The organism is Rahnella sp. AA (assembly GCF_002834385.1).
Lineage (GTDB): Bacteria > Pseudomonadota > Gammaproteobacteria > Enterobacterales > Enterobacteriaceae > Rahnella.
The window spans coordinates 334,631-349,502 of sequence record NZ_PITQ01000001.1; the positions used below are offsets into that span (position 1 = coordinate 334,631).

A 14,872-nucleotide genomic window follows, 5' to 3' on the forward strand; every position below is an offset into this window, starting at 1 on the left:
TTTAAACGAGAGCTTCAGGAGAGAACCAGAAATGCGAGTGTTGAAATTTGGCGGGACCTCGGTAGCAAACGCAGAACGCTTCTTGCGGGTTGCGGACATTATGGAAAGCAATGCGCGTCAGGGACAGGTCGCGACGGTATTATCCGCGCCTGCCAAAATTACCAACTATCTGGTTGCCATGATTGAACGGACTGTCGCCGGGCAGGACATCAAGACCATCATGAGCGACGCAGAAAACATTTTTGGTCAGCTGATTACCGGTCTGGCGGCACAGCAGCCGGGCTTTGATTTGCCGAAAGTGAAAGCGTTTGTTGATCAGGAATTCGCTCAGCTTAAACAGTTACTGCACGGCATCGCGCTGCTGGGGCAATGCCCGGACAGCGTGAACGCTTCAATCATCTGTCGTGGCGAAAAGCTCTCTATCGCCATTATGGAAGCCGTTTTCCTTGCGAAAGGGTTTGGCGTCACCGTCATCAACCCGGTCGAAAAGCTGCTGGCTCAGGGCCACTATCTCGAATCCACTGTCGATATCAACGAATCCACCCGCCGTATTGCCGCCAGCGCCATTCCTGCCGATCACATTGTGCTGATGGCCGGTTTCACCGCGGGCAACGAAAAGGGGGAACTGGTTGTGCTGGGGCGTAACGGCTCCGACTATTCTGCGGCCGTGCTGGCGGCGTGCTTACGCGCTGATTGCTGCGAGATCTGGACTGACGTCGACGGCGTCTATACCTGTGACCCACGCACTGTGCCTGATGCCCGTTTGCTGAAATCCATGTCGTATCAGGAAGCGATGGAGCTGTCGTACTTTGGTGCGAAGGTGCTTCACCCGCGTACCATCCTGCCGATTGCCCAGTTCCAGATCCCTTGCCTGATTAAAAACACCACCAACCCGCAGGCGCCTGGCACTCTGATTGGCAGCGAAAGCCTCGGTGACAATACGCCGGTGAAAGGCATCACTAACCTGAATAATATGGCGATGATCAACGTCTCCGGTCCGGGGATGAAAGGGATGATCGGCATGGCGGCGCGCGTTTTTGCAGTGATGTCGCGTTCCGGGATTTCCGTTGTGCTGATCACCCAGTCTTCGTCTGAATACAGCATCAGCTTCTGCGTGCCGCAAAGTGAGCTTGTCCGCGCCCGTAAGGCGCTGGAAGATGAATTCTATCTTGAATTGAAAGATGGCCTGCTTGAGCCGCTTGACGTGATGGAGAAGTTGGCAGTTATCTCTGTCGTTGGCGACGGAATGCGTACTCTTCGCGGTATTTCGGCGAAATTCTTCTCCGCGCTGGCACGTGCCAATATCAATATCGTGGCGATTGCGCAGGGGTCTTCTGAGCGTTCCATTTCCGTGGTGGTAAATAACGATGATGCCACGACCGGTGTGCGCGTCAGCCACCAGATGTTGTTCAATACCGATCAGGTCATCGAAGTCTTTCTGATTGGCGTAGGCGGTGTTGGCGGGGCGTTGATCGAACAAATCCGCCGCCAGCAGGCATGGCTGAAAACTAAGCATATCGATCTGCGCGTTTGCGGCATCGCCAACTCCCGCGCGTTGCTGACCAATGTGCACGGTATTGCGCTTGATACCTGGCAGGATGAACTCGGTGCGGCGAAAGAGCCGCTGAACCTGGGCCGTCTGATCCGCCTGGTGAAGGAATACCATCTGCTGAACCCGGTGATTGTTGACTGTACGTCCAGTCAGGAAGTGGCGGACCAATATGCCGATTTCCTGGCGGATGGCTTCCACGTCGTCACGCCGAATAAAAAAGCCAATACCTCATCGATGAATTATTACCATCAGCTGCGTAAAGCGGCAGATGGTTCGCGTCGCAAATTCCTGTACGACACCAACGTCGGCGCTGGTTTGCCGGTTATTGAGAACCTGCAAAACCTTTTGAATGCGGGCGATGAACTGCTGCGTTTCTCGGGGATCCTCTCCGGCTCGCTGTCCTTCATTTTCGGTAAGCTGGACGAAGGTATGTCACTGTCTGCCGCCACCTTGCAGGCGCGCGATATGGGCTACACCGAGCCGGATCCGCGTGACGATTTGTCGGGTATGGACGTCGCCCGTAAATTGCTGATCCTGGCGCGTGAAGCAGGCTATAAGCTGGAGCTGTCGGATATTGACGTGGAATCTGTTTTGCCTGCATCGTTTGATTCCTCAGGTAGCGTAAATGAGTTTGTGGCCCGCCTGCCGGAACTGGACGCCGAATTTGCTCAGCGCGTGGCAGATGCGACAGCAGCGGGTAAAGTATTGCGCTACGTCGGCGCTATCGAAGAAGGGCGTTGCAAGGTAAAAATCGACGCCGTCGATGGTAATGACCCGCTTTATAAAGTAAAAAATGGTGAGAATGCGTTGGCGTTTTACAGCCGCTATTATCAGCCGTTGCCGTTAGTTTTACGTGGTTACGGCGCCGGGAATGATGTGACGGCGGCAGGCGTGTTTGCCGATCTTTTGAGAACGCTGTCATGGAAGTTAGGAGTTTAATATGGTTAAGGTGTATGCCCCGGCGTCAATTGGGAACGTCAGCGTAGGTTTCGATGTTCTGGGCGCGGCAGTGTCTCCGGTGGATGGCACGCTTTTGGGTGATTGCGTATCGGTAGAAGCCGCCGCAAAATTTAGCCTGAAAAACGAAGGCAAGTTTGTTTCTAAACTGCCTGACCGGATGGAAGACAATATCGTTTATCAGTGCTGGCAGCGTTTCTGCCAGGAAATCGGCAAAGATGTGCCGGTGGCGATGACGCTGGAAAAAAATATGCCGATCGGTTCCGGGCTGGGCTCCAGCGCCTGTTCGGTGGTTGCCGGTCTGATGGCGATGAATGAGTTCTGCGGCAAGCCGCTCAGCGATAACAAAATGCTGGAGCTGATGGGCGAGCTTGAAGGGCGAATTTCCGGCAGCGTGCATTTTGATAACGTCGCACCGTGCTATCTGGGCGGCATCCAGCTGATGCTTGAAGAGCTGGATATCATCAGCCAGAACGTGCCAGGTTTTGACGACTGGCTGTGGGTCATGGCGTATCCGGGCATTAAAGTTTCTACGGCGGAAGCCCGCGCGATTTTACCGGCGCAGTATCGTCGTCAGGACTGTATCAGCCACGGGCGGTATCTGGCGGGCTTCATTCATGCCTGCCACATACAGCAACCGGCGCTGGCTGCGAAGCTGATGAAAGATGTGATTGCGGAACCTTACCGTACGCGCCTGTTGCCGGGTTTTGCGCAAGCACGCAGCGCGGCGGAAGAAATTGGTGCACTGGCCTGTGGTATTTCCGGCTCAGGACCGACGTTGTTTGCGGTTTGCAATAACAGCGCAACGGCGAAGCGTATGGCTGACTGGCTGCAGACGCACTATCTGCAAAATGACGAAGGCTTTGTTCATATTTGTCGTCTTGATACCGCTGGCGCGCGGGTATTGGGATAACTCGATAATTTATTGGGATAACTAATGAAACTGTACAACCTGAAGGATCACAACGAGCAGGTCAGCTTTGCTCAGGCCGTCAAACAAGGGCTGGGTAAACAGCAGGGATTATTCTTCCCGCTCGACTTGCCGGAGTTTGAGCTGACTGAAATTGACCGTCTGCTGGATCTGGATTTCGTCACCCGCAGTACGCGTATTCTTTCTGCTTTCATCGGCGATGAAATTCCTGAAGAAGAATTACACCAGCGCGTGAAAAACGCGTTTGCCTTCCCGGCGCCTGTCGCAAAAGTGGACGATGATATTGCCTGTCTGGAGCTGTTCCACGGCCCGACCCTGGCATTTAAAGATTTCGGTGGCCGCTTCATGGCGCAGATCCTGACTCAGGTTTCTGGCGATCAGCCGGTCACGATCCTGACCGCAACATCCGGTGATACCGGTGCTGCTGTGGCGCACGCTTTCCATGGTCTGAAAAACGTTCGTGTGGTGATCCTGTATCCGCGCGGCAAAATCAGCCCGCTTCAGGAAAAACTGTTCTGTACTCTCGGTGGCAATATTCACACCGTGGCTATCGATGGTGATTTCGATGCCTGTCAGGCGCTGGTCAAGCAGGCGTTTGATGATGAGGAACTGAAACATGCGCTGAAACTGAACTCCGCGAACTCCATCAACATCAGCCGTCTGCTGGCGCAGATTTGCTATTACTTCGAAGCCGTGGCGCAACTGCCGCAGGAAGCCCGTAATCAGCTGGTCGTTTCCGTGCCAAGCGGTAACTTTGGTGACCTTACCGCCGGTTTGCTGGCGAAATCTCTCGGTCTGCCGGTGAAACGCTTTATCGCGGCGACTAATGCGAATGACACCGTGCCGCGCTTCTTGTCTAACGGCGAATGGGAACCGAAGAAAACCGTTGCGACATTGTCGAACGCCATGGACGTCAGCCAGCCTAACAACTGGCCGCGCGTGGAAGAACTGTATCGCCGTAAAACCTGGCAGCTGAAAGATCTCGGTTTTGGTGCGGTCAGCGATGACACCACGGAAGACGCGATGCGCGAGCTGGCGAATATCGGTTACATCTCTGAACCGCATGCCGCCATTGCTTACCGCGTTCTGCGTGACCAGTTGCAACCGGGCGAATTCGGCCTGTTCATCGGCACGGCGCACCCGGCGAAGTTCAAAGAAAGCGTGGAAGCGATTTTGGATCAGGATATCGGCTTGCCGAAAGAGCTGGCGGATCGCGCTGATCTGCCATTGCTGTCGCACAATCTGCCGGCAGACTTCAGCGAAATGCGCGCATTCCTGATGGCATTGCCTGAATAAAGTACGTGGCATTCTGAAATGCAAAAAGCCCTCTTCGTGAGGGCTTTTTTACGGGCGCAGAAAGGGGAGTCAGCGTTCAGGGCGGGTAAAGACCAGCTCGTTGCCCTGCGATCGTGACTCGTCAAAGGCATAACCTTCCAGATTGAAATCCTGCAATTGTTTCGCCTTATCCAGACGCTCTTTGATGATAAAGCGGCTCATCAGGCCACGTGCTTTCTTCGCGTAGAAGCTGATGACTTTGTATTTGCCATTTTTCTCATCGAGGAAAACAGGTTTGATGATTTCGCCATCCAGCAGTTTAGGTTTTACCGCTTTGAAATATTCGTCGGACGCCAGATTCACCAGCACTTTGCTTTTCTGTTCGCTCAGCAGCTGGTTGAGTTTTTCGGTCAGTAACTCACCCCAGAAGGCATAAAGATTGGCCCCCTGCGGATTTTCCAGGCGGATACCCATTTCCAGGCGATACGGCATCATCAGATCCAGCGGACGAAGAAGTCCGTACAAACCCGATAACATCCGCAGATGTTTCTGGGCAAAATCGAAATCTTTTTCGCTGAAGTCTTCGGCTTGTAAGCCGGTATAAACGTCACCTTTGAACGCCAGTAACGCCTGACGTGCATTTTCCGGCGTGAAATCCGGCTGCCAGTCATTGAAGCGTTCGGCGTTCAGATGGGCCAGTTTATCGCTGATCCCCATCAGTGAAGATATCTGTGCAGGGGATAATTTGCGTGCCACCGTAATCAGTTGGCTGGATTTATCAAGCAGCTCTGGTTGCGTATAGCGCGTTGTCGCAAGCGGACTTTCGTAATCGAGCGTTTTGGCAGGTGAGATAATAGTCAGCATAATCGCGTCCGTTGGTCAGTGACGGTTCAAATCCGGGATTTTTCGTTGCCATACTGTAGCAAAAAAGTCACTGGGATGGAGGCATGATATCGATAGGTGAAAGCTTGGGAAATCAGCGTCGGGGAGGGGATTTATCCCAGATACCAGGTTCTAACTGGCCACGCAATTCAGGATAATGATCAGGGTTAAAGACCGGTATTTTTCCCATGCGCTGCTGACGCTCATAGTCTTTCACCACTTTGACCGCGATGCCTGAAAGCAGTAACAGGGCTGTCAGATTGAGTATTGCCATCAGTGCCATAAATATATCGGCCAGCTTCCATAACATCTGTAATTCCACCAGACAGCCACCGAATACCATCACGATGACCAGCAAACGAAAAATCAGCCGCTTAGCTGGCGCGGCGTTGTGCACGAAGCTTAAATTATTCTCGGCGTAAACGTAGTTTCCGGCGATCGACGTGAATGCGAAAGAAAACACCAGCACGGCCAGTGCGATGTGGCTCAATCCACCCGTCGCGGGCGTGATAGCCTGCTGCAACAAGCGGATACCAAAGGGCGCATCCGGATGGTCAAGCACACCGGATGTCAGCACAATCAGAGCCGTTGCCGTGCAAATCACTAAAGTATCGATGAAGACGGCAAACATCTGGTTGAAACCCATGGCGGCGGGGTGGCTGACCGACGCCATCGCCGCCGCGTTTGGTGACGAACCGACACCCGCTTCACTGGCAAAAACGCCACGTTGCATTCCCTGAGTGATGGCCTGCGTGACGCCGTAGGCCAGTGCGCCAGAGGCGGCTTCCTGCAGGCCGAAAGCGCTTTTGAAAACCAGCGCGATCACTTGCGGCAGTTTTTCGATATTGTGGCCGATGACCCAGACCGCCAGCAGCAGGTACGCAAAGGCCATCAGCGGAACCAGCCATTTGGACAGCCAGATAACAGAACGTATACCGCCAGAAATCAGTAAGGCGGTCATCGTAGCCAGAATAGCGGCGGTGGTCAGATGGGGAACGTGCAGCAAATGAAAGGAGGCCTGAGCAATGGAATTAGCCTGTAACGCACTGAAAACAAAGCCGCAGGAGACAACCATCAGGAAGGAAAACAAAATGCCCATCCAGCGCATGCCCAGCCCTTTCTCCATGTAATCTGCCGGGCCGCCGCGAAATTTACCGCGCTCGCCCGCCCCTTTGTATATCTGCGCCAGCGTGTTTTCAATCAGTGCCGTGGCCATGCTGAAGAGCGCTATTACCCACATCCAGAAGATAGCCCCCGGACCGCCCAGTGTGATGGCGATTGCAACGCCGGTCAGATTCCCGGTACCGATGCGCGAAGCGAGGCTCAGGCAAAGTACGCGCCAGGCTGACGCACCGCGCGGGTCCTGATTCGGCTTAAAAAGTGCCGGAGAGAAAAGATGGCGAACGCGGCGGAACTGAATAAAACTGAGGCGAAACGTGAGATAAATACCGGTTCCAAACAGCAGATAAATCAGGATGGAACTCCAGAGAATGGTGTCGAAAAAATCCAGCAGATCATTCATGAGTTATCCTTGGTTGATTCACCCTTCATCGTTTTTATTTATTGGCTCAAAGGTCATGACCACTTTGGAGGGGTAACATACCTTTTTTATCGGCAGGGTGACATATGCATTTTGGCTGATTTTGTGTGTTTTGGAAGGTGAGAAATCCATAGATGTTCGTAGCCGAGCATGCCGCGATAAGCGCCTTGCGCGTGGCTTTTTGCATGTTATCATCAGCCAAAGGCAAGGCATGAAAATGCCTATACGAAAACGTCCAAACGATGAGATATGCCAAAATGACCGATAAACTGACTTCCCTACGCCAAATGACTCAGGTTGTTGCTGACACCGGAGATATCGCGGCAATGAAGTTGTACCAGCCGCAGGATGCGACCACTAACCCGTCCCTGATCCTCAGCGCTGCGCAAATTCCTGAATACCGTAAACTGATCGACGAAGCAATCGCCTGGGCACGTGACCAGAGCAGCGATCATGCTCAGCAGATTACTGATGCCGCTGATAAGCTGGCAGTGAACATCGGTCTGGAAATCCTGAAACTGGTCCCGGGCCGTATTTCGACTGAAGTTGACGCACGTCTGTCTTACGACACCGACGCAAGCGTGGCGAAAGCCAAACGCCTGATCAAATTGTACAACGATGCGGGCATCAGCAATGACCGTATCCTGATCAAACTGGCTTCTACCTGGCAGGGTATCCGCGCGGCGGAAAAACTGGAAAAAGAAGGCATCAACTGTAACCTGACGCTGTTGTTCTCCTTCGCTCAGGCGCGTGCTTGTGCAGAAGCGGGTGTATTCCTGATTTCTCCATTTGTTGGCCGTATCCTCGACTGGTACAAAGCCAATGGCGACAAAAAAGAGTTCGCACCGAATGAAGATCCGGGCGTTGTGTCCGTGACTGAAATCTATGAATACTACAAACAACACGGCTACGAGACGGTCGTGATGGGTGCAAGCTTCCGTAATATCGGCGAAATCATCGAACTGGCTGGCTGTGACCGTCTGACCATCGCACCTGCTCTGCTGAAAGAGCTGGCAGAAAGTGAAGGCCCGCTGGAACGCAAACTGTCCTTCTCCGGCGAAACCAAGCCACGTCCTGCGCCACTGACTGAAGCTCAGTTCTACTGGGAACACAACCAGGATCCGATGGCTGTCGACAAACTGGCTGACGGCATCCGTAAGTTTGCAGTAGACCAGGGCAAACTGGAAAAAATGATTTCTGACCTGTTGTAATCATCAATCAGTTTTCGACAAAAAGCGGCTAACCAGCCGCTTTTTTTGTCTCTGCGATAAAACCCTTGCCCCGTTACCGATATACTGAAGGCTGTTACGAAGAAAAATGCTGTGAGGAAAATGGCATGGATAAATTACGAATTGGTCTGATATCGGTCTCAGATCGTGCGTCGGGTGGTGTTTATCAGGATAAGGGTATTCCGGCTCTCGAAGCCTGGCTGGAAAAAGCGCTTATTACGCCCTTTAAGTTGGAAAAAAAGCTGATCCCCGATGAACAGCCTCTGATTGAACAGGCGATCAGCGAGCTGGTCGATGAAAGCGGCTGTCATCTGGTGCTGACCACCGGCGGAACTGGCCCGGCGCGCCGTGATGTGACACCGGACGCCACGCTGGCCATCGCCGATCGTGAGATGCCGGGCTTTGGTGAACAGATGCGTCAGATCAGCCTGCACTTTGTCCCGACGGCAATTTTATCGCGTCAGGTCGGCGTGATCCGCAAGCAGGCACTGATCCTCAACTTACCGGGCCAGCCCAAATCCATTCAGGAAACGCTGGAAGGGCTGAAAGATGCAGAGGGCAAAGTGATCGTTTCCGGTATTTTCGCCAGCGTGCCTTACTGCATCCAGTTGCTAGACGGGCCGTATATTGAAACGCACGACCATGTGGTAGCAGCATTTCGTCCAAAAAGTGCCCGTCGCGACACAAAAAACTGAATACGCTTTGTTTTTGAAATAAGATTCAGGCGCTCTGGTGTGAAAAATATTTGCCGCTATAGTAATAATTACTTTACAAAAAGCGGCAAAAACCGTTTCCATTTTCACTCTGGCGTCACACGGACTCTTATGCAACACGCACAATCGCGCCGGCTGGACCGGCAGGACTTCAAAACGCTTTCCCTGGCTGCGCTGGGCGGCGCCCTCGAATTCTACGATTTCATCATTTTCGTCTTCTTCGCTGCGGTTATTGGCGACCTTTTCTTCCCGGCTGATATGCCCGACTGGCTGCGTCAGGTGCAGACGTTTGGCATTTTTGCCGCCGGTTATCTGGCGCGTCCGCTGGGCGGCATTATCATGGCGCACTTTGGCGATCTGGTTGGCCGCAAGCGGATGTTCAGCCTGAGTATTCTGCTAATGGCGTTACCGACGCTGGCGATGGGGCTCCTGCCGACGTACGCTTCGATTGGCATTGCCGCACCGTTATTGCTGCTGCTGATGCGTATTTTGCAGGGCGCAGCGATCGGCGGCGAAGTGCCGGGCGCCTGGGTTTTTGTGGCGGAGCACGTTCCGCGCAACCGCATTGGTTTTGCCTGCGGAACGCTGACGGCCGGTTTGACGATGGGTATTCTGCTGGGTTCCGGGGTGGCAACTTTACTTAACACCAGTATGACACCTGCCACGATCGGCCAATATGGCTGGCGCATTCCGTTCTTTATCGGCGGGATCTTCGGGTTGATCGCTATGTACCTGCGCCGGTGGTTGCAGGAAACGCCGGTCTTTATCGAGATGAAAGCCCACAAGGCGCTGGCAGAAGAATTGCCGCTGAAGGCGGTGGTCGCGAATCATAAAAAAGAAATCGTGGTGTCGATGCTGATGACCTGGCTGCTATCTGCGGGGATCGTAGTCGTCATTCTGATGACGCCGACGTGGCTGCAAAAACAGTTTGGTATTCCGGCAGCTGCGGCGTTGCAGGCCAACTGCCTTGCTACTGTTGCGCTGATGTTTGGTTGCATTATTTCGGGCAGCGTTGTGGATCGTCTGGGTGCCAGCAAAACGTTCATTATTGGCAGCCTGTTCCTCGGAATTTGCAGTTGGAGTTTCTATCATATGGTTGCAGCCGACCCGTCCGTGCTGATGGGCATGTACGCGCTGGCCGGTTTAAGCGTAGGTGTGGTTGGTGCGGTGCCGTATGTGATGGTGCGGGCTTTCCCGGCGGAAGTGCGGTTTACGGGGATCTCTTTCTCTTACAATGTGGCCTACGCCATTTTCGGCGGCCTGACGCCGGTGTTCGTGACGCTCATTATGCGCCTGACGCCAATGGCACCGGCTTATTACGTACTGGCATTATCGGTGATTGGTTTACTGACCGGCATTTATCTCAGCCGTGATCTGAACAGTGAAACCGCCCGCGAAGCTAAATTTGCAGAGCGCGCCGCTTCAGGCCAGTAATCAACGTTTTTTAAACACATTCTTAGCACAAAAAATAAAGCCCCGGATGAACGGGGCTTTTTCGTCTGAAACACCGTGCATTATGCCGCGACAGCGTTCACTTCAGCTGTGTGATTTTTGGGTTCGCCGATTGGCAAAATGGTACGGCCATGCTGTTCGTTAATCACTTCGGCCATCGCCAGATAAATCGCGCTGGCGCCACAGAAGATACCTTCAAAACCGGCAAAATGCAGAACTGCTGTATTGCCTGTCATGTTGCCGAAACACAGCAGGGCAAACAAAATGGTCAGGCTGCCGAAAACGACCTGTAAACCACGGTTTGCTTTCAACGTGCCAAAAAACATAAAGAGAGTGAAGACGCCCCAGATACCCAGATAAGCGCCCAGGAAACTTTCGCTGCTGGCATCGGCCATGCCCATGCGTGGCAGCATCAGAATACCGACCAGGCTCAGCCAGAACGCACCGTAGGAGGTGAACGCCGTGGTGCCGAAGGTATTCCCTTTTTTAAATTCCATCATCCCTGCAAGGATTTGAATCAAACCACCATAAAAAATACCCATGCTGACAATAACGGCGGTCAGCGGGAAAAAGCCTGCGTTGTGTAAATTCAACAAGATAGTAGTCATACCAAATCCCATTAACCCGAGCGGGCCTGGATTTGCCAACGTTTTGGTCTGCATAGATCCTCTGTATCAGAATTATTATTAATTGATAATCGGGGGAAGAAACGCTTGGGAAATGGGTAAAAAATCCGCATATCTTTGGAAGCGCGCGGCATCATAAGGAGGGTTGCGTCAGTAAACATTGATCTGGCGTAACAGCAATTGAAGATTTTTTTTCACTTTGCCCCTTGATGCTGAGCGTCATGGCCCCATCTTATCCTCAACCGCAGTTGTTACCGTCGGTAAAACCGTAATATGGGGCTGTTGAAATCGAAAAGATCATCCTCATATACAGTAGCAACCTGAACGAATATGAATTTAAGTGGAGACGTTTTAGATGGGTAAAATTATTGGGATCGACCTGGGCACCACCAACTCTTGTGTAGCTATCATGGATGGCACGACTGCTCGTGTACTGGAGAATGCTGAAGGCGACCGCACCACTCCTTCCATCATCGCTTATGCGGCAGATGGCGAGACTCTGGTAGGTTCTCCGGCTAAACGTCAGGCAGTGACCAACCCGCAGAACACCTTGTTTGCGATCAAACGCCTGATTGGCCGTCGCTTCCAGGATGAAGAAGTACAACGCGATAAAGGCATCATGCCTTACCAGATCGTAGGCTCCGACAACGGCGACGCCTGGATCGACATTAAAGGTCAGAAAATTGCACCTCCGCAGATCTCTGCTGAAGTGTTGAAGAAAATGAAGAAAACTGCTGAAGATTATCTGGGCGAACCAGTAACTGAAGCTGTTATCACCGTACCTGCATACTTCAACGATGCACAGCGTCAGGCAACGAAAGACGCCGGCCGTATCGCAGGTCTGGAAGTCAAACGTATCATCAACGAACCCACCGCTGCGGCACTGGCTTACGGCCTGGATCGCGAAATCGGTAACCGCACTATCGCGGTATACGACCTGGGTGGTGGTACTTTCGATATCTCTATTATCGAAATCGACGAAGTTGACGGTGAAAAAACCTTCGAAGTTCTGGCAACCAACGGTGATACTCACCTCGGTGGTGAAGACTTCGACAGCCGTCTGATCAACTATCTGGTTGAAGAGTTTAAGAAAGAACAAGGTATGGATCTGCGTAATGATCCGCTGGCAATGCAACGTCTGAAAGAAGCGGCTGAAAAAGCGAAGATTGAACTGTCTTCTGCTCAGCAGACCGACGTTAACCTGCCGTATATCACTGCGGATGCAACCGGTCCAAAACACATGAACATCAAAGTGACCCGTGCAAAACTGGAATCTTTGGTGGAAGACCTGGTTAACCGTTGTATTGAACCACTGAAAGTGGCTCTGAAAGACGCAGGTCTGTCTGTATCTGACGTTCAGGACGTGATCCTGGTCGGTGGTCAGACGCGTATGCCAATGGTTCAGAAGAAAGTGGCTGAATTCTTTGGTAAAGAACCACGTAAAGACGTGAACCCGGACGAAGCTGTGGCAATCGGTGCAGCAGTTCAGGGTGGTGTGTTGGCGGGTGATGTTAAAGACGTTCTGTTGCTGGACGTGACTCCGTTGTCTCTGGGTATCGAAACCATGGGCAGCGTGATGACTCCGCTCATCACCAAAAACACCACTATCCCGACGAAACACAGCCAGGTGTTCTCTACTGCGGAAGACAACCAGTCTGCAGTAACCATCCATGTGTTGCAGGGTGAACGTAAACGTTCGAGTGACAACAAATCTCTGGGTCAGTTCAACCTGGACGGTATTCAGGCAGCGCCACGCGGTCAGGCACAGATCGAAGTGACCTTCGACCTTGACGCCGACGGTATCCTGCATGTGTCTGCGAAAGACAAAAATACCGGCCGTGAGCAGAAGATCACCATCAAGGCATCTTCTGGTCTGACGGAAGAAGAGATCCAGCAAATGGTCAACGATGCTGAAGCGAATGCTGAAGCTGACCGTAAGTTTGAAGAACTGGTTCAGACCCGCAACCAGGCGGACCACCTGATCCACGGAACCCGTAAGCAACTGGAAGAAGCCGGCGACAAACTGCCAGCTGAAGACAAAACTGCGGTTGAAGAAGCCCTGAAAGCACTGGAAGTTTCTGCTAAAGGTGAAGACAAGGCTGATATCGAAGCGAAAATCCAGGCGCTGGTTCAGGTTTCCGGCAAACTGATGGAAATGGCTCAGCAGCAAGGCCAGACCGAAGGCAGCGATAACAGCGCGAAGAAAGATGACGACGTTGTTGATGCTGAATTCGAAGAAGTTAAAGACAAGAAATAATCGCCCTTTAGCGGGCACAGTAAGAGTTCATTACTGAAAACCAGCACGGGCGTCGAGGAAACTCTACGCCCGTGCACGCATGTTGAGGGCAGGAAAAAGCATGGCGAAGCAAGATTATTACGAGCTGTTGGGCGTTTCCAAAACGGCCGATGAGCGCGAAATCAAAAAGGCCTACAAGCGCCTGGCAATGAAGCATCACCCTGACCGTAATCAGGGCGATAAAGAGTCTGAAAGCAAATTTAAAGAAATTAAAGAAGCTTACGAAATTCTGACCGATGCGCAAAAGCGCGCGGCCTATGACCAGTACGGTCATGCAGCCTTTGAACAGGGCGGCATGGGCGGTGGCGGTGGTTACGGCGGCGGCGGTGCAGATTTCAGCGACATCTTTGGTGACGTCTTTGGCGACATCTTTGGCGGCGGTCGCCGTCAGCGTGCCAGCCGGGGTTCAGATCTGCGTTACAACATGGATCTGACTCTGGAAGAGGCCGTTCGTGGTGTCACCAAAGAAATCCGCATCCCGACACTGGATGAATGTGACGTTTGCCACGGCAGCGGCGCGAAAGCGGGTAGCTCACCAACGACCTGTCCAACCTGTCACGGTGCGGGCCAGGTGCAGATGCGTCAGGGCTTCTTTACTGTGCAACAGGCGTGTCCGACCTGTCAGGGGCGCGGTAAAGTTATCAAAGATCCGTGCAACAAATGTCACGGTCATGGCCGCGTAGAACGTTCGAAAACGCTGTCCGTGAAAATTCCTGCGGGTGTAGATACCGGTGACCGTATTCGTCTGGAAGGTGAAGGCGAAGCGGGCGAGCATGGCGCACCGTCAGGTGATCTGTACGTTCAGGTTCAGGTCAAAGCGCACAAAATCTTTGAGCGTGAAGGCAACAACCTGTACTGCGAAGTGCCAATCAATTTTGCGATGGCAGCACTGGGTGGCGAAATTGAAGTGCCAACGCTTGATGGCCGCGTGAAACTGAAAATTCCAGCTGAAACGCAAACCGGTAAATTATTCCGTATGCGTGGACGTGGTGTGAAATCAGTCCGTGGCGGCGCGCAAGGCGATTTACTGTGCCGCGTTGTGGTTGAAACCCCGGTGAGCCTGAGTGAAAAGCAAAAGCAATTGCTGCGTGATCTCGAAGAAAGCTTTGGTGGCGTGTCGGGCGAAAAAAACAGCCCGCGCTCTAAAAGCTTTCTGGACGGCGTGAAAAAGTTTTTCGATGATCTGACACGTTAACCGGTTCCTGCGAACAGGAACGGCAGTCCAGATAAATCCCCGGCAGCAATTCGCGCCGGGGATTTTTTTATGGTTTTTTTTTGAAAGTAAGCAAAAATCACTGAAGCCAATGATTCGTAAAAACCGAAGTATAATTCAGAAATAATCGAGTTTTTACGAAGTGAGTCAGTGCGTATAATTCGCGCATTCCATTGTGGCGCACCATTTTCAGCCACGCTTATTCT

General features: G+C 52.5%; 12 protein-coding genes. 8 read left to right on the forward strand and 4 right to left on the reverse strand.

Annotated features, from left to right (window positions below):
• Positions 1-31 precede the first annotated feature (31 nt).
• The 3 genes from thrA to thrC are packed head-to-tail and all read left to right on the forward strand — an operon-like array spanning position 32 to position 4,736.
• Positions 32-2,491, forward strand: a complete 2,460-nt coding sequence (thrA, locus tag CWS43_RS01525) for a bifunctional aspartate kinase/homoserine dehydrogenase I (RefSeq protein WP_101075103.1) — start codon at positions 32-34, stop codon at positions 2,489-2,491.
• A gap of 1 nt (position 2,492) precedes the next feature.
• On the forward strand, positions 2,493-3,422 hold the full coding sequence (gene thrB / locus CWS43_RS01530) for a homoserine kinase (RefSeq protein ID WP_101075104.1): 930 nt from the start codon (positions 2,493-2,495) through the stop codon (positions 3,420-3,422).
• Between the two features lie 24 nt (positions 3,423-3,446).
• The gene (gene thrC / locus CWS43_RS01535) at positions 3,447-4,736 is read left to right on the forward strand and encodes a threonine synthase (RefSeq protein ID WP_101075105.1); all 1,290 of its coding nucleotides are present in this window, start codon (positions 3,447-3,449) and stop codon (positions 4,734-4,736) included.
• A 69-nt stretch (positions 4,737-4,805) separates the two neighbouring features.
• Here thrC and yaaA read toward each other — a convergent pair whose 3' ends face one another.
• Entirely contained in the window at positions 4,806-5,579 is a 774-nt protein-coding gene (gene yaaA, locus CWS43_RS01540) for a peroxide stress protein YaaA (RefSeq protein WP_101075106.1), read from the reverse strand.
• A gap of 112 nt (positions 5,580-5,691) precedes the next feature.
• Entirely contained in the window at positions 5,692-7,119 is a 1,428-nt protein-coding gene (locus tag CWS43_RS01545) for a sodium:alanine symporter family protein (RefSeq protein WP_101075107.1), read from the reverse strand.
• A gap of 275 nt (positions 7,120-7,394) precedes the next feature.
• On the opposite strand from CWS43_RS01545, the gene tal reads away from it, so the two are divergent.
• The 3 genes from tal to CWS43_RS01560 all read left to right on the forward strand — a co-directional run bounded on the left by tal (position 7,395) and on the right by CWS43_RS01560 (position 10,513).
• On the forward strand, positions 7,395-8,348 hold the full coding sequence (gene tal / locus CWS43_RS01550) for a transaldolase (protein WP_101075768.1): 954 nt from the start codon (positions 7,395-7,397) through the stop codon (positions 8,346-8,348).
• A gap of 125 nt (positions 8,349-8,473) precedes the next feature.
• Positions 8,474-9,061 carry a molybdopterin adenylyltransferase gene (gene mog, locus CWS43_RS01555; protein WP_101075108.1) on the forward strand — a complete coding sequence of 196 codons (588 nt, stop codon included), beginning with the start codon at positions 8,474-8,476 and terminating at the stop codon, positions 9,059-9,061.
• 129 nt (positions 9,062-9,190) lie between these two features.
• Positions 9,191-10,513: an MFS transporter gene (locus CWS43_RS01560; RefSeq protein ID WP_101075109.1), complete on the forward strand. Its 1,323-nt coding sequence runs from the start codon at positions 9,191-9,193 to the stop codon at positions 10,511-10,513.
• A gap of 80 nt (positions 10,514-10,593) precedes the next feature.
• Here CWS43_RS01560 and satP read toward each other — a convergent pair whose 3' ends face one another.
• Positions 10,594-11,193: an acetate uptake transporter gene (gene satP, locus CWS43_RS01565; RefSeq protein WP_101075110.1), complete on the reverse strand. Its 600-nt coding sequence runs from the start codon at positions 11,191-11,193 to the stop codon at positions 10,594-10,596.
• 319 nt (positions 11,194-11,512) lie between these two features.
• On the opposite strand from satP, the gene dnaK reads away from it, so the two are divergent.
• Positions 11,513-13,414, forward strand: a complete 1,902-nt coding sequence (gene dnaK, locus CWS43_RS01570) for a molecular chaperone DnaK (RefSeq protein WP_101075111.1) — start codon at positions 11,513-11,515, stop codon at positions 13,412-13,414.
• Between the two features lie 100 nt (positions 13,415-13,514).
• The gene (gene dnaJ / locus CWS43_RS01575; RefSeq protein WP_101075112.1) at positions 13,515-14,648 is read left to right on the forward strand and encodes a molecular chaperone DnaJ; all 1,134 of its coding nucleotides are present in this window, start codon (positions 13,515-13,517) and stop codon (positions 14,646-14,648) included.
• Here dnaJ and CWS43_RS01580 read toward each other — a convergent pair.
• Positions 14,645-14,863 (reverse strand): hypothetical protein, encoded by a 219-nt coding sequence (locus tag CWS43_RS01580; protein WP_101075113.1) that lies wholly within the window; start codon positions 14,861-14,863, stop codon positions 14,645-14,647. The two genes, dnaJ and CWS43_RS01580, sit on opposite strands and share 4 nt — an antisense overlap.
• Positions 14,864-14,872 lie beyond the last annotated feature (9 nt).

Bases quoted from the DNA above. Each gene is read 5' to 3' on its own strand.
- CWS43_RS01560 (WP_101075109.1), top strand. From the start codon at position 9,191: ATGCAACACGCACAATCGCGCCGGCTGGACCGGCAGGACTTCAAAACG.
- thrB (WP_101075104.1), top strand. From the start codon at position 2,493: ATGGTTAAGGTGTATGCCCCGGCGTCAATTGGGAACGTCAGCGTAGGT.
- yaaA (WP_101075106.1), bottom strand. From the start codon at position 5,579: ATGCTGACTATTATCTCACCTGCCAAAACGCTCGATTACGAAAGTCCG.
- thrC (WP_101075105.1), top strand. From the start codon at position 3,447: ATGAAACTGTACAACCTGAAGGATCACAACGAGCAGGTCAGCTTTGCT.
- dnaK (WP_101075111.1), top strand. From the start codon at position 11,513: ATGGGTAAAATTATTGGGATCGACCTGGGCACCACCAACTCTTGTGTA.
- tal (WP_101075768.1), top strand. From the start codon at position 7,395: ATGACCGATAAACTGACTTCCCTACGCCAAATGACTCAGGTTGTTGCT.
- satP (WP_101075110.1), bottom strand. From the start codon at position 11,193: ATGCAGACCAAAACGTTGGCAAATCCAGGCCCGCTCGGGTTAATGGGA.
- thrA (WP_101075103.1), top strand. From the start codon at position 32: ATGCGAGTGTTGAAATTTGGCGGGACCTCGGTAGCAAACGCAGAACGC.
- dnaJ (WP_101075112.1), top strand. From the start codon at position 13,515: ATGGCGAAGCAAGATTATTACGAGCTGTTGGGCGTTTCCAAAACGGCC.
- mog (WP_101075108.1), top strand. From the start codon at position 8,474: ATGGATAAATTACGAATTGGTCTGATATCGGTCTCAGATCGTGCGTCG.
- CWS43_RS01545 (WP_101075107.1), bottom strand. From the start codon at position 7,119: ATGAATGATCTGCTGGATTTTTTCGACACCATTCTCTGGAGTTCCATC.